The organism is Paenibacillus sp. MT86 (genome assembly GCF_058792535.1).
Genome location: NZ_CM179499.1, coordinates 3296509 through 3315107 on the forward strand (window position 1 = coordinate 3296509; position 18599 = coordinate 3315107).

At 50.0% G+C, this 18599-nt stretch carries 15 protein-coding genes; 13 read left to right on the forward strand and 2 right to left on the reverse strand.

The genetic code is table 11. The features are described from left to right. Window positions 1-121: 121 nt before the first annotated feature. A complete protein-coding gene (locus tag AC3RCL_RS14605; RefSeq protein ID WP_492535999.1) occupies window positions 122-1315 on the reverse strand; it encodes a cytochrome P450 family protein in 1194 nt (397 codons plus the stop codon). A 387-nt stretch (window positions 1316-1702) separates the two neighbouring features. Between AC3RCL_RS14605 and AC3RCL_RS14610 the strand changes: the two genes are divergently transcribed. The 13 genes from AC3RCL_RS14610 (at window position 1703) to AC3RCL_RS14670 (ending at window position 17250) form a co-directional block, all read left to right on the forward strand. Then, a complete protein-coding gene (locus AC3RCL_RS14610; protein ID WP_492536001.1) occupies window positions 1703-4018 on the forward strand; it encodes a helix-turn-helix domain-containing protein in 2316 nt (771 codons plus the stop codon). A 197-nt stretch (window positions 4019-4215) separates the two neighbouring features. After that, complete coding sequence (locus AC3RCL_RS14615) at window positions 4216-5088, forward strand: ABC transporter permease (protein WP_192571953.1); 873 nt, start codon at window positions 4216-4218, stop codon at window positions 5086-5088. A 17-nt stretch (window positions 5089-5105) separates the two neighbouring features. Then, window positions 5106-6002: a carbohydrate ABC transporter permease gene (locus AC3RCL_RS14620; protein ID WP_492536004.1), complete on the forward strand. Its 897-nt coding sequence runs from the start codon at window positions 5106-5108 to the stop codon at window positions 6000-6002. A 31-nt stretch (window positions 6003-6033) separates the two neighbouring features. Next, the gene (locus AC3RCL_RS14625) at window positions 6034-7704 is read left to right on the forward strand and encodes an ABC transporter substrate-binding protein (RefSeq protein ID WP_452520669.1); all 1671 of its coding nucleotides are present in this window, start codon (window positions 6034-6036) and stop codon (window positions 7702-7704) included. 15 nt (window positions 7705-7719) lie between these two features. Next, window positions 7720-8592 carry a sugar phosphate isomerase/epimerase family protein gene (locus AC3RCL_RS14630; RefSeq protein WP_192571951.1) on the forward strand — a complete coding sequence of 291 codons (873 nt, stop codon included), beginning with the start codon at window positions 7720-7722 and terminating at the stop codon, window positions 8590-8592. A 270-nt stretch (window positions 8593-8862) separates the two neighbouring features. Further along, a complete protein-coding gene (locus AC3RCL_RS14635; protein WP_192571950.1) occupies window positions 8863-9492 on the forward strand; it encodes a hypothetical protein in 630 nt (209 codons plus the stop codon). An 88-nt stretch (window positions 9493-9580) separates the two neighbouring features. Then, complete coding sequence (locus tag AC3RCL_RS14640; protein ID WP_492536007.1) at window positions 9581-12634, forward strand: ATP-binding protein; 3054 nt, start codon at window positions 9581-9583, stop codon at window positions 12632-12634. A 6-nt stretch (window positions 12635-12640) separates the two neighbouring features. Beyond that, a complete protein-coding gene (locus AC3RCL_RS14645) occupies window positions 12641-13291 on the forward strand; it encodes a response regulator transcription factor (protein WP_192571948.1) in 651 nt (216 codons plus the stop codon). A 326-nt stretch (window positions 13292-13617) separates the two neighbouring features. Beyond that, a complete protein-coding gene (locus AC3RCL_RS14650; protein WP_192571947.1) occupies window positions 13618-14100 on the forward strand; it encodes an RrF2 family transcriptional regulator in 483 nt (160 codons plus the stop codon). 26 nt (window positions 14101-14126) lie between these two features. Further along, window positions 14127-15119, forward strand: a complete 993-nt coding sequence (locus tag AC3RCL_RS14655) for an MsnO8 family LLM class oxidoreductase (protein ID WP_192571946.1) — start codon at window positions 14127-14129, stop codon at window positions 15117-15119. 132 nt (window positions 15120-15251) lie between these two features. Then, the gene (locus AC3RCL_RS14660; protein ID WP_492536010.1) at window positions 15252-15989 is read left to right on the forward strand and encodes a DUF4184 family protein; all 738 of its coding nucleotides are present in this window, start codon (window positions 15252-15254) and stop codon (window positions 15987-15989) included. A 46-nt stretch (window positions 15990-16035) separates the two neighbouring features. Then, window positions 16036-16869: a protein phosphatase 2C domain-containing protein gene (locus tag AC3RCL_RS14665; RefSeq protein WP_492536012.1), complete on the forward strand. Its 834-nt coding sequence runs from the start codon at window positions 16036-16038 to the stop codon at window positions 16867-16869. A 210-nt stretch (window positions 16870-17079) separates the two neighbouring features. Beyond that, on the forward strand, window positions 17080-17250 hold the full coding sequence (locus AC3RCL_RS14670) for a hypothetical protein (protein ID WP_492536014.1): 171 nt from the start codon (window positions 17080-17082) through the stop codon (window positions 17248-17250). A gap of 149 nt (window positions 17251-17399) precedes the next feature. Here the strand turns inward: AC3RCL_RS14670 and AC3RCL_RS14675 are convergent, their stop codons facing one another. Then, complete coding sequence (locus AC3RCL_RS14675; protein WP_492536016.1) at window positions 17400-18599, reverse strand: Ger(x)C family spore germination protein; 1200 nt, start codon at window positions 18597-18599, stop codon at window positions 17400-17402.

Here is an 18599-nt window from a genome sequence, read left to right on the forward strand (position 1 = left end):
AGATTAATAGTTTACATAATGTTATATATGTTAACTGAATTGAACATATCCACAAACAAAAGGCGAACCACTTTTAGGGCTCGCCTTTTTACTAGGTGTAAATATATTATTCTGCTGGATATTAAGAACGAAGTGAAATGGGGATCTCCTTCACGCCGCGCACGATCATACCCGGCCTCCATTCCAGCTCGTCGATATTGCCCTGAAGCTCGAAATCGGGAAAGCGGCGAAGGAGCGTGTTAATCGCGATTTCACCTTCCAGCCTGGCGAGCGGTGCTCCGAGGCAGAGGTGTATTCCCTTGCCGAAGGCTAAGTGGTGGCTCTTCTCACGGGTGATATCGAACAGATCGGGATCCTCGAATTGGGTGGAATCGCGATTAGCGGAATTTAGGGCGATGACAACCAAGTCGCCTTTTTTCATATGGACACCGTGAAATTCCAAGTCCTCCGCGGCCCATCGTGAAGTGCTGAATTCAACGGGACCGTTGTAGCGAAGCATTTCCTCAATGGCGCCATGAATCCGTTCCGGCTGTTCCTGCAGAAGCTTCCGCTGCTCCGGATGCTCCAATAATGCAAGCACGCCATTGCCGATCAGGTTCACCGTCGTTTCATGACCGGCTATGATCATCAGGGTAACGACGCCGTATAACTCCTGTTCGGATAAGCGGTCACCTTGGTTCTCGGCAATGACCAGCTGACTGATCATATCGTCGCCGGGCTGTTCGCGAACCTTGGCGAACCAGTCCCTCAAATAAGCGATGAATTCGTTCATATGCTGGACGACCTGCTCGTTCATTTCCTGATTGGAAGCGCCGATGATGGAATTGGACCATACCCGGAACTTGTCCTGATCCTCGGCGGGTACGCCGAGAATCTCGCTGATTACTATAATGGGAAGCTTAAAGGCATATTCGTCAATAAGATTCATGGTGTCTTGGGAGGAGACGGCATCCAACAGGTTATCCGCGATCTCTTGAATATGGCTGCGCATATCCGCGATTCTCTGCGGCGTGAAACCCTTCTGGACCAATCCGCGGAGCCGTTTGTGATCCGGCGGATCGGAGAACAGCATATTCGTGCTGAACACGCTGGTCTGTTCCGCGCCCATTGCCTTCGCGACGTCCTTGCTGAACCGGCCATCCTTGAGCGCTTCGACGGCTTCAGCATAACTGCTGATCAGCCACCCATGACGACCATCCGGAAATTGCAGCTTCATAATGGGATCGCTTTGCCTCAATTTCTCGTACACAGGATAAGGGTTATGGGTAAATTCCTTGGTAAACAACGCATTTTTCAGAGATTCGTTCACATTCATTGGTATGGTCTCCTCTCGAAAATGATAGTTTTCATATCCAGTATAAGGGATAGCAATATGGATAACCAATTTACGGAGGAATTGACGACAGTCCCCAGTTCCTTCAATCCATTTATCGGTCCGCTGGAGCAGTGCATGCTGCCCATGAACAGATCATGTATACCTGCGGCAGCGGGATGCTCTTTCCATGTGGTTATGCCGGGTATAGGATATGACGAAGCTAGGAAGTACGGGGTAAAACCGAATGGTGGAATCGGATCTGAACGTGCGGGTCTTTTTGCGTTTACGGACGCTTAATGGGGGGGAAATCAGTGCCTTTTGGTCTACTGACTACGTGCATCAATCTTTGATATATTGGATCATATCTAAAGGGAAGAAAGGGGGGAAATGCCGGTGAAATCCGTTTCGGGAGAGAAGGCGGGGCTGTTGTTTCGATTTTTTATACCGTATGCCGTCATTCTGGTAGGCTCCCTATTGGTTGGATGGTTTGCTTATGGGAAAACCTCGGAGCTGATTGAAAACGAGACGGTAAAGAGCACCTCTGCGGCACTGCAGCAAATTCAGGAAGCGCTGGATCAGCGATTTGCCGAAATCGAGAATATCGCACGGCAGATGTCGAGCGAATCCAAGATCCAATCTTTTCAATTCGAGAAAGAACCATTTGCCGGCACAGGCCCATACCGTTTGTGGGATTTGGAAAAGAGCTTGTTTAACTACAAACTGTTTAATCATTTCATCGTGGATTATTACATTGCGTACAAGAACAGCAGCATGGTCATCTCTCCCCGCAAGGTGTATACGTCTGACCAGTATTATCGTTTGCTGCTGCGTTATGAAGGCCAATCGTTAAGCGAATGGAGGCAAGCATTGTTCGGGCAGTATCATTATAAAACGTATACGCCGGGACATTCGGTTGTTTATGAAGGCAAACCATACTCCGTCGTGAGTTATATGCAATCCTTCGGGAACAAAAGCAGCAGCGGGGTCGTTACGGTCCTGATTAACAATAGGCAGATCCAGGACATGCTCCGCAAAGTCGATCCGGAACAAGAGGGCTTTGCCTATATAGCGGATGCTAACGGAAACTTGATCAGCTACATAGGATTGAAAGAACAGGATTTTATGAAAGCGCTTCCCATAAAAAGTGGCGATACCCATATCCGATGGGATGAACAGGAGATGCTTGTGACTCAATCCACATCCGAATACAACGGCTGGAGCTATGTATCCGCCCAGCCTAAATCCGTGGTGCTCCAAAAGGTATATTATATCAAGCAGTTGACGTTAACCATCTTCATTACAGCTCTGCTGCTGGGGTTAGGCGTAGCCGGTTATTTGGCATATCGAAGCAGCAGGCCGCTCCTCAAAATCCTTCAGCTGCTGCCTTCAACCCGATCGGAAGCAGCTCATACTGCTTCGCGTAACGCCGTTGATTATATCGGCCATTCCGTTTCCGAGCTGGTTGAAAGCCATGATTCGCTGAAGGAGCGGTTGGAAGAGCAGATTCCGATGCTGCGAAACGTTCTGGTTGACCGTCTTCTGAAAGGGAGCTTCACGTCGATGCAGGAGCTGGAGGCTGCCATGGAACACGCGCAGGTTCAGCTCCGGGGATCTCACCATGCGGTGGCGCTTCTTCATATTCGAGGATACCACGAGCCATTCATGGAAGAAATGCTGATGGAGCTCGATATAGTCAAAATCAACATCCGCGACCGGATTCAATCATTATGCGGAGAAGGGGCGCTGCTGCATGACTTTGGAGAAAATCAATTGGTTCTGGTCTTGTCGGGAACGGCAGCGGACAAAGAGGAATTCACGAAACAAATGCGTGCACATCTACAGTCGATCCATGAGCATTTGATTGGAATTTCCGGCACGGGCCTGTACATGGCTGTAGGCGAGTTCCGGTCCAATATTGCCGAGCTGTATCGTTCCTACGGGGAGGCCAAGTTTGTCCTGCATCATGCGGGATGGAGCGAGAAGTCTCCTGTCTTCTTTCATGCCGAGATGGAAATGCCGGCCTTTTCCTATTATTACCCGGCAGACGAAGAGATGCGGTTAATCCAGCTCGTGAAGGCCGGCAATCTGGATGAGACTAGGCAGCTTCTTCGGCAGATCAAGGAGAAGAACAGGTCGGATCGGCAAATGCCGATGGCCGTCGAGAAGCTCCTTGTCCAGGAGCTTAGCGGTACCCTGATGAAGTGCAACGAACAGACAGGGAATGATGGAAGCCACCGAACGGAGGAAACGGATGCCGTCATCCGAGCGTTAAATCCCGAGTTATCCCCTGCTGAAGGCATGAATATTCTTTATGCCGCTTTCGTTGGCCTCTGTCAGAAGAACGAGGAGAGGAAGAAGAGCCATAATGCTCATTTAACGAACCGGCTGCTGAGCTATATCGAGAAGCACCATGGGGAAAGCGAACTGAGTTTATCCGCGCTCGCCCGGGAAACCCACACTTCCGAAGCTTATGTATCGTACTTCTTCAAGGAGCAGACGGGCTTGAATTTCTCGGAGTATCTTGAGAAGCTCCGCATGGATGAGGCAAAGCGGGAGTTGGCGACGAGCGACAAGCCGGTCAGCGACATCGCTGCAGCTTGCGGCTATTTGTCACTCAACACCTTCAGCCGGGCGTTTAAACGCGTAAACGGGATAAGCGCCACCGAGTACAGACGCCTTCACCGGGCCGGAGATTATGCTTAATCTAAAGAGATGCGTACTGCCGGATTGATGAATAACAGCCCATTCTAAAATTCTGAATAGTCGACAGGAACATGAAGATTTACGCGGAACAAGCCGGCTGTATATACTCCAATCACGGACCGGATCGGGACGAATCCCATTGAAGATTGGAGTGGTAACTGCTGAGTGGCTGGAAGAGTATCATCCGCAGCTGGCAATTGTACGCGCTTTTTTTGCTCCCGTTATTGTACATCATCATATTCAAGTATGTGCCGATGTACGGCGCGCAGATTGCGTTTAAAGAGTTCAACGTCACAAAAGGAATCAGTGGCAGTCCATGGGTCGGATTTGCCCAGTTCGAACGTTTCTTCCAATCGCATGAATTTTGGCGTTTGCTTAAGAATACGTTCTCCATCAGCTTGTACACGCTGATAGCCAGTTTTCCGTTTCCCATTCTGCTCGCGCTCGGTTTGAATTATGTAAGAAACCGGCGTTTCAAGAACACCGTCCAGATGGTTACATACGCGCCTTATTTCATCTCACTGGTCGTATTGGTGGGCTTGATGCTGCAGTTTATGGACCCGAGAACGGGGCTCATCAACACGATGCTCGGCTGGTTTGGCGCAGGTCCCTATCATTTCATGGCCGAGGCCTCCTGGTTTCAGTCGATCTACGTGTGGTCCCATATTTGGCAGAACGTCGGGTTTTCCTGCATCATCTTTTTGGCAACGCTTTCAGGCATTGATCCGGCACTCCATGAAGCAGCCGTCATCGACGGCGCTTCGAAGATGCAGCGGATGCGCCATATTGACCTGCCGGGCATTATGCCCATCGCCATCATTCTGCTCATTCTGAATACGGGTCAAATGCTGGAGACCGGCTTCGAGAAAATCCTGTTAATGCAGAATGCGCTGAATTTGCGATCTTCCGAGGTCATCGACACGTATGTGTACAAGGTTGGACTGGTATCCCAAGCGATGAATTTCTCTTATGCCACGGCGATTGGCTTGTTTAAAGCGATCATCGGCTTCGTGCTGCTGCTGATCGTGAATCAGACGGCCAAAAAGCTGAAGCAGGAAAGTCTTTGGTAAGGAAAGGAGGATATGTAATGCAATCACCTGCCATGAAGGAATCCGGCTCGGACCGCGTTTTTACGGTGGTGAACTACGTCATTTTATCCGTTTTCTTAATCGTTGTGTTATATCCGTTGATTTATGTAGTCAGTGCTTCGTTCAGTTCCAGCAGCGCGGTTTTATCGGGAAAGGTATGGCTGTGGCCCGTCGAACCGACGCTCGAGGGGTACCGTGCGGTGTTCAAAAACACGATGGTTGCCAAAGGCTTCATGAACACGCTGTTCTATACGCTGGCAGGCACCTCGATTAATCTCATTCTGTCCATTATGGCGGCTTACCCGCTATCACGCAAAGATTTTCGGGGGCGCGGCCTGTTCATGCTGCTGTTTGTGTTCACGATGCTGTTTAATGGGGGACTGATACCGACCTATCTGCTGGTGAAGGATCTCGGCATGATTGACACGGTATGGTCGATGCTCATTCCCGGCGCGCTGTCGGTGTGGAACGTCATCATCATGCGGACCTACTTCCAGACGACGATCCCTACAGAATTGCTGGAGGCATCACAGCTGGACGGATGTACGGATTTCCGGTTCCTATGGCGCATCGTGCTGCCGCTTTCGGGTCCCATCTTGGCCGTCATCGCTTTATTCTATGCCGTCGGCCACTGGAACCAATATTTCAACGCCATGATCTATTTAAAAAGCGCGGATTTGTACCCGCTGCAGCTGGTGCTCCGCGATATTCTGGTGCAGAACGAGGTCAATATCGAAATGCTCGGAGACGCCAAAACCGCGGCGGCCCGGCAAGGGCTGCGGGAGCTGCTGAAATATTCGCTGATCGTGGTGACATCGGTTCCACTGCTGATCGTTTATCCGTTCCTGCAGAAGTTTTTTGTTAAAGGGGTCATGATCGGTTCGTTAAAAGGATAATACATCCATTATTTCAGGAGGGCGGGACGTTATGAGAAAAAGAACGCGGGTTATCATGGGTGCTATCACCGCATTCAGTATCCTTCTTGCAGGCTGTACCGGGTCACAGGGCCCGAAAGGCGCGGATGAAGCACAAAATACGGGTACCGAGGCAATCGCATTATCCGAACCGGGAACCTATCCGCTGGTTCAAGAGAAAACCACTTTGAAGGTGATGGTGCGGGGAAATCCGCTGGTCGAGAATTTCGAAACGAACGATTTCACCAAATGGTACGAAGAGAAAACGAATGTGCACATCGAGTGGGAGGTCGTTCCGGAGCAGAGCATGCAGGAGAAGCTGAATCTCGTTCTTGCCAGCGAGGACTATCCCGATGTCATCCTGGGATTGAACATATCGCCGGCGCAGCAGATGATTTACGGCTCGCAGGGCGCCTTTCTCCCGTTGAATGATTTGATCGAAAAGCAGGGGCCGAACACCAAGAAATTGTTCCAGGATAATCCGGAAATCCAATCCACGATTACCGCGCTGGACGGCAATATCTATGCGCTTCCGGAAGTGAATGAATGCTATCACTGCTCCATGAGCCAGAAAATGTGGATTTATGAGCCTTGGCTGAAGAAACTCAATCTGAAGATGCCGGAAACCACCGATGAGCTGTACGAGGTGCTGAAGGCCTTCAAAGAACAGGACCCGAACGGAAACGGAATCCAGGATGAGATTCCGCTGTCGATCTCACCGAAATCCTGGAGCTCCTCCATCGATGCGTTCCTGTTGAATTCTTTCATTTATAATCCGGTTTACGGCTCAAGTTACAAGCATATATTCATAAAAGACGACAAGCTCGACGTCGCCTTCAACAAACCGGAGTGGAGGGAAGGGTTGCGGTATATGAACAAGCTGTATGCCGAGGGACTGCTCGCTCCGGAGTCATTCACGCAGGATGACAATCAGCTGATCCAGATCGGGGAGAATCCCGATACGGTCATTCTGGGTGCTTCAACCGGCGGCCACCAGGGTATATTTACCCAACTCCTCGGCGAAAGCGGCAGATGGTTGGAATATAAGACGGTGCCGCCGCTCAAAGGACCGAACGGCGTTCGCTATGCGGCTCTCGATTCCACCGGATTGAACCCGGGTGCATTCGTCATCACGAAAAAGGCCAAGCATCCTGAGCTTGCCCTGCGCTGGGCAGATGGCCTGTACGAACGGGAGCATACGCTGCGCAGCGTCTATGGCCGTCCGGACCAGGAATGGAGGGAAGCGAAGGACGGAGAGGTCGGTATCAACGGGGAGCCTGCGGTCTGGTCTGAGCTAAAATCATACGGTACGGTGCAAAATATTGCCTGGATACAAACCGGCCCGAGTTTGCGGACAAATGATTTCCGCCTGAGCGCCGTTGCCAAAGGAGACGACGATCTGGAAGTCGTATTGTACAACGAGACGAAAAATAAATACGAACCTTACAAACCAACCGATGTCAGCACCGTTCCGCCGCTGTTTTTAACAAACGAGCAGGCGTCCGAGGTAGCGGATCTGTCCAAAACGATCAACGATTACGTGGATGAAATGATGGCACGCTTCGTGATTGGCGATGCCGATCTGGATAAAGACTGGGACGGCTACGTGAAGCAGCTGGAGGCCATGAATGTAGCCCGCTACCTGGAAATCTATCAGGAAGCTTACGATGGAAGAAGCAAATAAAGGAGGAATCATGCAATGAGGGTTGGTGTGAGCACCTACAGCTTGCTGCCGGCTATCCGTGCAGGCGAGATGACGGTGCTGGATGTGGTGGATTGGATCGCGGAGAACGGCGGACAGCACATGGAGATCGTGCCCTATGGATTTACGCTGGAGGACAATCCCGGACTTGCCGACGCGGTGCGTGAGCGGGCGGCCGAAGCCGGCATCGCATTATCCAATTATTCCATGCCCGCTAATTTCGTCCAGGAGAGCAGGGACGACTTCGATGCGGAGGTCGAACGGATCAAGCGCCACGTGGATACGGTCAACCGGCTGGGAATGAAGCATATGCGGCATGACGTAACGGCGTTCACGCTGCCGCCGGAGAAGATGGGCATCGATTACGTGGAAACCCATTTGGACATGATCGTGGAAGGCTGCCGTCAAATCGCGGATTACGCAGCCCGCTACGGCATCACGACCACAATCGAGAACCATGGCGTGAGCGTGCAGGCAAGCGACCGGGTACAGCGCGTGCTGCAGGCAGTCGACCGTCCGAACTTCAAGACGACCTTGGATATCGGCAACTTTCTATGCGTTGATGAGCAGCCGCTGGTCGGCGTGAAACGCAATTTGCCGCTGGCCTCGCTCGTCCACGTGAAAGACTTCTATTATCGTCCGTTTGATCAGGATCCGGGCGGGGGGAAGTGGTTCAGAACCTCCCATGGCAATTACCTACGAGGCTCCATCTTCGGGCAGGGGGATCTGGATGTGCGGCGAATCCTTCGACTCATTAAAGAATCCGGTTATGACGGGGATATTACGCTGGAATTCGAGGGCATGGAGGAGTGCAGGGAAGGAACCCGATTGGGTTTGGACAATCTGAAGCGGTTATGGGAGGAAGCGTGACAGGAGAAGCGCCAGAATATGTAAACGAAAACCATTAAAATACACAGGCCTGCCTTGGAGCAAATCCGGGCAGGCCTGTTTGCGCAAATCGATAACCGAAAACAGCTCTGTACGAACCGATAATCACCTATATCTACTAAAAATGGATTCGGGAAGGGACAAAGACGATGCCAAAGCCCAATTTCAGTGATTGACAATTTATGGGTTGCGTTTAGTATTAAACTGAAGGACCAAAATTCATGGTGAATTTCACCAGCCAAGGGGGATAATATGAACCAAACCACCGTTCCTTATAACGAGATTGAACCTAAGCTGCAGACCGGAGATCTTCTACTCGCTCATGGGGTAGCCAAGGGAAGTCTTCGAATTGAAGCGCTGGAACATTGTCCGTGGTCACATGTTGCGATGGTCGTACGCGCTCCGAACGATGAAGTGCTGTTATGGGAATCCACGTCGCTCGATAATCTGGAGGATACGTGGTTACATATCAAGAAATCAGGTCCTCAGCTCGTGAAGTTACGCGATCGATTGTCAACCGATGTCAGCAACCATTACGATACGATGTTTGCGATTCGTCATTTGCATGCCGATCGAACACCGGAAATGTACGAGCTGCTGGATCATTTTATCGAGCAGGTGCATGATGCCGTGTTTCCGGATAAAAAACAGATGTATTGGGAGATCATCGAGGGCAAGTTCGGCATCACTACTTCGTTCCGCGACTTCTTCTGCAGCAAACTTGTAGCGGAAACCTATATCCAACTAAAGCTGTTGTCCCCCGCTAAAGCACCCAACAGTTACGAACCCAAAGATTTTACATCCAAGCGACATCTTCGCCTGCTGGGGAATGCCCGGTTAGGCGATGAAATTTATATCGATGTTGCGTCCATTCTCGCATGAGATGGCGTAAACACGCGGCTGCCCTGTTTTTTTTTACCTGATCCTATCTTTAGCCGGCCATTCGGATATTGCAACTGCGAAGTCGTCCGTGAGCGTGCAGAACGGTGAGCTTCAGCTGGAAGGATGGGATTTCGGCACAGACGGCTCCATTGCGTTGAACGGAAAGTGGGCATTTTATTGGAACCAACTGCTGGATCCGGACGATCTGAAACAAGGGAGCTTTCCTGCCGTAAGTGCATACGTCGATATGCCCGAGTATTGGACGAATTATTCGTTGAACGGCAGGAAGCTTCCAGCCGACGGATATGCAACGTATCGTTTGACGATTAGCGGGCTTGATTCTGAAGAGCCGATTGCACTCAAGCTGCGTAACATCTATTCGTCATACGCCCTATGGGTCAACGATACTCTGGCGGCATCGGCCGGTAAACCAGAATCTACGCACGAGGCATCCATTCCGAAGTACGGTCCGTCTGTAGTCGTACCCGTTAAGCCGGACTCGGACGGACGATTGATGCTTCTGGTTCAGGTCGCCAATTTTACGTATCCCAAGGGCGGGATTAATAACGCCTTTGAGCTTGGAGACGCCAAGCAGCTGCAGCAGGAGAAGTCGGTAGAGCTTGTAAGAGACAGTCTCGTCATCGGTTCATTGCTGGTGATCGCTGTGTATCATGTCATCTTGTACGTGCTCAGGCGCAACGACGTTACTCCGCTGTATTTCGGATTATTCTGTATGTGCATGGCAGTTCGAACGATGCTGGTGGGTTCGAGATTTATACTGGAAATATTCCCAGCGTTCTCATGGGTTTGGTTTGCAAAAGTATCGTATTTAACGATTTACGTCGGCGAATTATTTTTGATCTCATATATATATCACTTGTTTCCTCAATTTCTATCCCGCAAGGTATGTCGGTTGACGCAGTTTTTCACGATATTCTTGACCTTACTGGTGCTTACAACAGATATCCGGGTGTACGATTATTCCCTGATCCCATTTCAGGTCTATTCCATAGGGCTTGTTCTCTATGCCGTTTATGCATCCATTCGGGTAGCAAGGCAACGACAAGAAGGAGCTATCCTCCTCATACTCGGATTTACCCTGATTTTCCTGACGGCGGTCAATGATACCTTAAACCGTAATGGAGTCTTTACAACGCCAGCGTTGCTGCAGTACGGTGTGCTGGGGTTTGTATTATTGCAGGCATTATTGCTGTCCATGAAATTCTCACGGGCATTTTCCCAAGTGGAGCGTTTGTCGGAGCGTTTGTTGACATTAGATAAACTGAAGGATGAATTTTTGGCGAAAACTTCGCATGAGCTGCGTACTCCGCTCCATGGCATTATCGGTCTGGCCGATGCATTGATTGACGGAAGTTCCGGCAAACTGCCATCGCCTGTCATCGATCTTTTGCGGCTCATGAAGGTCAGCGGCCAGCGGCTTGCCCATTTGGTCAACGATATATTGGATTTCTCAAAGCTCAAGCACCAGGAAATCGGTTTGGTCCTCGTGACGGTTAACTTGCGTCTGGCCGTCGAGCTGACCCTTCAAGTGCTCAACCCATTAGCCGAGAAGAAAGGGCTTCGACTATCCCATCAATTGCCGGACGATATGTACGTGATGGCCGACGAGAATCGGTTGCAGCAAATATTGCATAATTTAATAGGAAATGCGATCGCTTACACGGAAACCGGGACGGTTACCGTCACGGCAAAGAGGCTGCAAGGACAAGTTTCGGTTCAGATAACCGATAGCGGAATCGGCATCGCAGAAGCTGATCTGGACCGTATTTTTGAATCATTCGAGCAAATTAATCCTCTGGATCGATCTCAACAAGGCGGTACGGGGATCGGGCTCTCGATTACTAAGAAACTAGTCGAACTGCATGGCGGAAGGATTGGAGTAACCTCCGGTGTTGGAGAAGGCTCAACGTTCAGCTTTACGCTCCCCATGGTTGGCGAAGGAAAGCCGAAGAGCCCTCCTCTGCCCGTCGCAGATTACATTCCGGCAGAGTCATTCCCACATTGGGAGATCGTTGATCCTGAGCGGGAGGCAGCCCACTCCAATAAACAACTGCCTTCGGTGCTCATCGTGGATGACGATCCGATTAACGTCCAGGTACTCTTGCAGTTCCTGGCGGGAAAATATTCACTCAGGTCGACATGCAGCGGACAAGAGGCCCTGGAATGGATCCAGAATGGATACAAACCGGACATTGCGCTTCTCGATGTCATGATGCCGTACGTATCCGGACTCCAATTAGGTGAAGAAATACGCAGGCATTACAATTCTGGCGAATTGCCTGTCATCTTCCTCAGCGCAAAAAGTCAAATGACGGATTTGGTTGCCGGTTTTGAACACGGCGGTAATGATTATCTTGCGAAACCCGTCGACAAGCAGGAGCTGTTGGCACGCCTTGAACTGCATCTCCAACTGGCACGCTGGAATGCAACGCTGGAACGCGAAGTGGAGGCGAGGACCATTGAGCTTGAGCATTCTTTGGAAGAACGGGCCAGAGCATTGTCGGAGATATCCGTGCTCGCCGAGCGGAACCGAATTGCCGGCGATATTCACGATCACGTAGGACATATTCTAACAGCCAGCGTCGTTCAGTTAGAGCTCGGTCTGAAAATGTCTTCGCAGAACGCACCGGAATCGACGGAGAAATTGAAGCATGCGTCCGACCTGCTCCGCAAAGGGCTTCATGAAATGCGGAAATCCGTGCATATGCTTGCCGAGGAAGCGGCTGCTTCAGCAACGTTCCGGGACTCCTTGCTGCAAATCATTAACGACTCCCAGCAATATGCGGAAGTCAGCGTGGAGCATAAGATTGAAGTCTCCGACGGAAGTCTTGAGCCGGAGGCCGAGAAGTTGATCCGCCATGCCTTGCAGGAGGGAATCACGAACGGTATTCGTCACGGCCAATGCACGTTCTTCCGGTTTGAGTTGATCGAGACAGAAGACGCTATCCAGTTTACGCTCGAAAATAACGGACTGCCCTTTACGTCCGAACGGCTTGGATTCGGATTGACCATGATGCGACAAACGACCCGGCGAAGGGGCGGCACCTTCCAGGTCAGCACGAAGGATGGAGCAGGCTGTGTGTTATTACTCACCATGCCCCGTTCCGCGCTTAAGGAGTGATCAGAAATGTCAAGCATAAGCATACTCATTGCAGAGGATCAAACCATTGTCCGTGAAGGCCTAGAGACCATTATCAATATGGAGCCCGAAATGGAGGTCGTTGCTACGACGGACAATGGGCAGACCGCTTGCGAGCTGGTGGAGCAGCTGCGTCCTCAGCTTGTGTTAATGGACATCGAAATGCCGGTTATGAACGGAATTGCGGCAACGCACCAGATTAAGCAGTCTAATCCGGATACGATCGTGCTGATCCTCACGACGTTCACCGAAGAGGATTTCATTATAGAGGCACTGGCCAAAGGAGCATCCGGATATTTGCTTAAAGACTTTACGTCCCATAAAATCATCGCCTCGATCCGCGAGGCGATTCGTGGCGAACTGATGCTCCCTTCGAAGGTGGCGGCAAAGTTGGCGGCCCGATTAAGAACGACCGGAGTTCCACAGTTTCCGGTCCAGAACTATAATCTGACCCCCAGGGAATTGCAAATTGCAAAGCTGATGACGGAATATAAGAACAACCGCGAGATCGCCGATATGTTATATATCACGGAAGGTACGGTTCGCAACTACATCAGCGTCATCTATGAGAAAATCGGCATGAATGACCGGACCAAGGTGATTCCGCTGCTCAAGCAGGCACTAAGGGATCCGGATTGACTAAGGGAAGAACACCGCTTTCAATGAGAGCGGTGTTTTTTTGTCATGTGTTTCCATGAGTATAGGGTTTGGCAGTCTATCGAAACAGTTACTTCTGTCATATAAAAGCCATACACCTGTCATGCATTAGTCATGATTCGGTCATATCCAAACGTTGCTGAACTGGGTCATGCCAGCAACACGATCCTGTTCAGCATGTTATATGAGATGAACGCAAACATTAGGTTTTACATTTCAACCCGCCTGATATATGATATAACGTGGATATTCATTATCCGCTTTAAATATTTTAAACCAAATCCATACCGTAAAACGAGGTGCTGTTTATGCATATGAAAACCGGCGTGGAACAGTCCGTATATGCCCTGGTTCTGCTCAACATGCTGCCGGACAGGGCGGTGCTGCCCGGGGAAGCGATTAGCCAGCAGCTGGGAACTTCCGTGACCTATTTTCAGAAATTGTTGAGAAAGCTGGTAACCGCTGATCTGATCACGTCCGTCCCCGGCATCAAGGGCGGATTCAGATTAAGGAAGAAACCTGAGGATATCCGTGTATACGACGTTTACCTCGCGGTGGAAGGACAGCAGTCCCTATACTCGTCCCACGGAATTCTCGTAGACATGCTCGACCTGCAAAAAGAAGAGAGCTGCTGCCTGCTATCCGATTTGATGGAAGAAGCCGAGTCTTCCTGGAAAGCTGTATTAAAGCGAGAGACCATCGCTTCGTTGTCGGAGGAAATGCGCGGAGAACGCTTTAAGGACAAGGTTAGCGCCTTGGAGGAATGGATCAGCAGCAAAATGGTCATCTAATCGAATCGAAGAAGGGAAGATATCATATGAGATTAAGCGTACTGGATCAAGCTCCCGTCACCAGCGGCAACACGGCGGAAAGCGCATTGATGAAAGCCGAAGAGCTGGCTGTTCTGGCCGATGGATTGGGATACAGCAGAATGTGGATGGCCGAGCATCATGGAGGACATACGTTTGCCAGCTCCGCACCTGAAGTGACGGCCGCCCGGCTTGCGGCAAAAACCGATCGGATACGCATCGGCACCGGCGGCGTCATGATGATGCATTACTCTCCACTGAAGCTCGCGGAAGTATTTAAGACGTTAAGCGCATTTACGCCCGGAAGGATTGATTTCGGCGTAGGGCGAGCGCCAGGCGGCGATACGAGTGCCATGTACGCTCTGTCCGAAGGGCGGCAGCTGATGCTTCATAACATGTATGACAAGCTCTCCGTCACCATGCAGCTTCTTCGCGACCAGGTGCCGGAAGATGAACTGTATGCCACGAATGCCGCTGCGCCTACGGGAGTCGCCCTGCCTGAAGTGTGGCTGCTCGGCTCTAGCGGCAACAGTGCGCTGCAAGCGGCACAGATGGGGGTCGGTTACTCCTTCGCACAGTTCTTTAACGGAGCGATGAGCATAGACATATTGGACCATTACCGTGATAACTTCCAACCATCCCCGTTCATGGAGAAGCCTGAAATTAACGTATCCTATATGGTAACGACAGCGGAAACAATGGAAGAAGCGGAGTATGAAGCGCTGCCGCAGGATATTTTCCGGCTGATGATGAGCAAGGGCCGAATTACGCAGGTGATGACACCCGAAGAGGCTCAGAATGTATCTTTAACGGAAATTGACCGGATGGCTATCCAGGAAGGGCGCAAAATTCATCTGGTGGGAGCTGTAAAAGACATCGCGGCCCGCTTACAGGAAGAGCAAGCGCACTACGGATTCCAGGAAGCAATGATATGCAGCATTCCGCATTCGCAGGAAAAGCGGCTGGAGGTGTATCGCCTGCTCGCACGTGAACTGCTGTAAATCATGGTTTTGAGAGGGCAGGCGGAAGCCTGTCCTTTTTCGATTGATGAAAATATCGTATCCCTTAGAAGCGTGTTGATGCTAGAATAGTAAAAAATCGTTTATACATAAAATCAACAGTTAGGAGAGATTATGCCTTTTACATTCGCGCATCCCGTCATCACAATGCCGTGGTGGAAGAAGAAGTCATTACCGGTGTCCGCGCTCATTATCGGGTGCATGGCGCCGGATTTTGAATATTTCATCCGTTTTCGGGCGGCTGGCGTATGGGGGCATGAGGGTCCGGGTATTCTCTTATTCAATCTCCCGATGATATTGCTGCTGTACGTTGTTTTTGAGAAGGTCATACGCCCGGTTCTGCACGTCTATTTACCTTCTTGGTTCCCGTACCGCTGGCAGCGGGATGGCAAACTTCCAGTCTCTCCCATAGGGTGGCTGGCCGTAATCCTCTTAGGACTGGCAGGCGTTGGCACGCATTTGCTCTGGGATCAGTTCACCCACAAGGGAGCATGGATCGTCAATCAGATTCCGCTTCTTTCGGAAATGCTGCATATCGGCGCCTTACAAATTCCGGTGTACAAATTAGGCCAACACGGCAGCACCCTATTTGGCTTGGTCCTGACCGCATGGTGGATTCACCGTCATTTGTACGTATCGCCCACGAAAAGAGCGCATGCGCATCCGGTTATAACCTTTTGGTGCGTATTCGTTACGGTCTATATCCTTGCCATGTTCGCGGCCATGATGACGGTTGTAGAAGGGCGGGGACTGTCCTACGTATTCCAGCTTGTCGTCCCGGCCATTAGCAGCTTTCTGGTCGCACTGCTTGTAACTTGTCTTCTATTTTGGAATATGGTCAGGCGAAAATAACGAATCCAGCAAATAAACCAGAATTCATTGTGTAGGAGGGGTCATTATGGTAACCATTGAGCAGTATACCCTTAAGGGGATCCATTTCTTAAATGAAGATGCACTTATGATTCATGAGCAGGCCGGATTGTACGGCGTGTTAGACGGGGTATCCTCCGTAGTTCCCTACCTCAGCGACAAGAAGGAAACGGGAGGGTACCTTGCTGCTCAAGCGGTAAAGAACTTTTTTGAATCACTGGATCAAGTGGAGCATCTTGCGGAGCATACTGCGGCAGCAAACGATAAGTTAAGAGAACTCATGCAGCAAGCCCATGTCGATATGGAGAAAAAAGACGGGCTCTGGGGAACGGCTCTTGCTCTAGTACGAATTCAGGAGGAACGCGTGGAATTCCTGCAGACCGGTGACTGCATGATCCTTGCCGTGTACCAGGACGGGGAGGTTCGGCCATTAACCTGGAGACAAGTTGCTCATTTGGAAACTCCAGCCATCGCGAAATGGGAGGAAGGCGTGAATCAGGGATTGACCCGTCAACAAGAACTCCACGGGACGGTAATCGATATCATAAGGGAGAACCGTTTTAAGAGCAACGTGAATGGAGGCTACGGCGTCTTGAACGGGGATCCCCGTGCCGTTGATTTTCTCGAATACGGAAAAATCAATAGATCCCGATTAGCACATCTGATTCTATTAACGGATGGTTTATTCTGGCCTGTGAACGACGTGCCGAGTGATCGATCCTATTGGGACTACATCGCGCAGCGTATACTCTTAAACGGCCTTGAACCGTATACGCATGAATTACAGTATATCGAAGAGGCTGACCCGGAATGTTTAACCCATGCAAGATTCAAGAAATCCGATGAAAGACGGGCATGGTGATTCATTTTAACGACCTATAGTTGCTCTAAGAGCAAGCTCCTGCATTATGATAAAAGATTCCCCCGGTATATCATATCGTGGCACCATCAATCCCCGGGTTTGTCGGTTCACCATTTATCCACACGATATAATAAGCGTGCTTTGCCTAACAACATTTTCATGTCCGAATCATATTTTATTGTAACGGCATGAAAGCGGGAGGTATGCAGTATGGGCCGAGGAGTGCAACGTAAACGAAGACAGCAAGGGAAATCAAACAAAGCTACGGTTAAACAATTGGCGTTCATCGCAGCTATTTTGGTATTAATCGCCTCAGCCATAGGCCTCTACGTTGCTTATGATGACTTGTTTGAGGATGAAGGTGTGGAAATTGTCGTGTAGCCAAGCGCGTACGATCAACTTTACAAACAACGTTTATTTCATCTTTATCATATATGTCATAGGAATACTACCTGCTTCAAATCAAAGGCAGCCATTCTTGACTCCAAGAACCGGCTGCCTTAATTATGGGTTCATTTAACGGCAGATCGTCAGGATCCTGCCTCTTTTTTGGTCGTTGGGGCAGCGGGTCCATCTTGATGGGGGAGCAGCTTCATGCCTGCATGATCCAAATGGACTTCAACATGTACCGTTTCCAAAGAACCTGCATCCATCGGTTGGACAGACGACCGATGAATTTTTTTCCAAAGTCGGGTGTCTTTCTTAAACAAAACGTGCTCCAAGCTGTACAGATCTGTCTTTGAGGCAATTCCATTCTTATACGTAGATATAATCTCCTCCCGTACTTCCGCGGCCGCCTGGTTTTCCATTTCGGTTTTGTTCATGTCGTCGAGCGCTTCTACCACGTTACCTCCTAACTTCACGTTGATGCGGAATCGGGGCATTCCGTTGACAATGCTCAATTCCTTGCGAACTTTAGGATTCGACAAAACGACGTTCGCAGCGTATTTCCCGCTCTTATTTGTAATCATGACGTGAGAGCGTTTCGTATCGGGTTCCATCCAGCGTAGACCGGTGAGCTTGTCGTTTGGAAAGAAACCTTTCGATACCACTTCGGATATAGCGTATACTCCGTTAATCACCAGCTTCGGATTTTCTTTTTGATTCAGGCTCCAGGTCCCTTTATCGATCGATAGATTTGGAAGCAGTACCGTACTGGCCGGTTCGGTGATCAGCGCCATGAAATCAAAATATCGAATCGGTACGATATAGGATCTCTGTTTATACTCTTCGGAAGGCTCATGAGCTATCGTATTTAACGGGGAGAGATTGAAGAAAGCAGGAACATTAAACAACTGCTCGATAGACTCGTTTGTTCCAAACACCCAGGGCGTCATACGAATTTCCTGATAACGACCGATCGTATCCAATTTGGTTAGAACTTTCGATTTCAAGACGGTATCACTGATGAGAATACATGAGATATGGCTCCAGCTTGTGCGTACCTGCGCTGAATCATAGATGGCATTGACCGCCATGTCAAACGTCTTGCCCCTGGTTTTGGAAGTCCATACTTGTGGTGGCTTTTCTGCTTTTCCCGTTTCGGTTTTGGCGACCGCCGTAAAATCCATCATTTGAGTGTATACGACAAAATCACCGTCCTCTTGATCGATGCCGATGGCGGTGATGTAATTCATGTCTTGTATCTCCTTGATGTCCCAGCAGCCCGTTAACATAATGAGCATTACCGTTAACCATATTAATTTTATGATAATGATACAGTTTCTCAT

What these genes read in the sequence shown, in the direction of transcription:
- AC3RCL_RS14605 (WP_492535999.1), bottom strand. Translation starts at nt 1,315, where the DNA reads ATGAATGTGAACGAATCTCTGAAAAATGCGTTGTTTACCAAGGAATTT.
- AC3RCL_RS14610 (WP_492536001.1), top strand. Translation starts at nt 1,703, where the DNA reads ATGCCGGTGAAATCCGTTTCGGGAGAGAAGGCGGGGCTGTTGTTTCGA.
- AC3RCL_RS14620 (WP_492536004.1), top strand. Translation starts at nt 5,106, where the DNA reads ATGCAATCACCTGCCATGAAGGAATCCGGCTCGGACCGCGTTTTTACG.
- AC3RCL_RS14625 (WP_452520669.1), top strand. Translation starts at nt 6,034, where the DNA reads ATGAGAAAAAGAACGCGGGTTATCATGGGTGCTATCACCGCATTCAGT.
- AC3RCL_RS14630 (WP_192571951.1), top strand. Translation starts at nt 7,720, where the DNA reads ATGAGGGTTGGTGTGAGCACCTACAGCTTGCTGCCGGCTATCCGTGCA.
- AC3RCL_RS14635 (WP_192571950.1), top strand. Translation starts at nt 8,863, where the DNA reads ATGAACCAAACCACCGTTCCTTATAACGAGATTGAACCTAAGCTGCAG.
- AC3RCL_RS14645 (WP_192571948.1), top strand. Translation starts at nt 12,641, where the DNA reads ATGTCAAGCATAAGCATACTCATTGCAGAGGATCAAACCATTGTCCGT.
- AC3RCL_RS14650 (WP_192571947.1), top strand. Translation starts at nt 13,618, where the DNA reads ATGCATATGAAAACCGGCGTGGAACAGTCCGTATATGCCCTGGTTCTG.
- AC3RCL_RS14655 (WP_192571946.1), top strand. Translation starts at nt 14,127, where the DNA reads ATGAGATTAAGCGTACTGGATCAAGCTCCCGTCACCAGCGGCAACACG.
- AC3RCL_RS14660 (WP_492536010.1), top strand. Translation starts at nt 15,252, where the DNA reads ATGCCTTTTACATTCGCGCATCCCGTCATCACAATGCCGTGGTGGAAG.
- AC3RCL_RS14665 (WP_492536012.1), top strand. Translation starts at nt 16,036, where the DNA reads ATGGTAACCATTGAGCAGTATACCCTTAAGGGGATCCATTTCTTAAAT.
- AC3RCL_RS14670 (WP_492536014.1), top strand. Translation starts at nt 17,080, where the DNA reads ATGGGCCGAGGAGTGCAACGTAAACGAAGACAGCAAGGGAAATCAAAC.
- AC3RCL_RS14675 (WP_492536016.1), bottom strand. Translation starts at nt 18,599, where the DNA reads ATGAGAAACTGTATCATTATCATAAAATTAATATGGTTAACGGTAATG.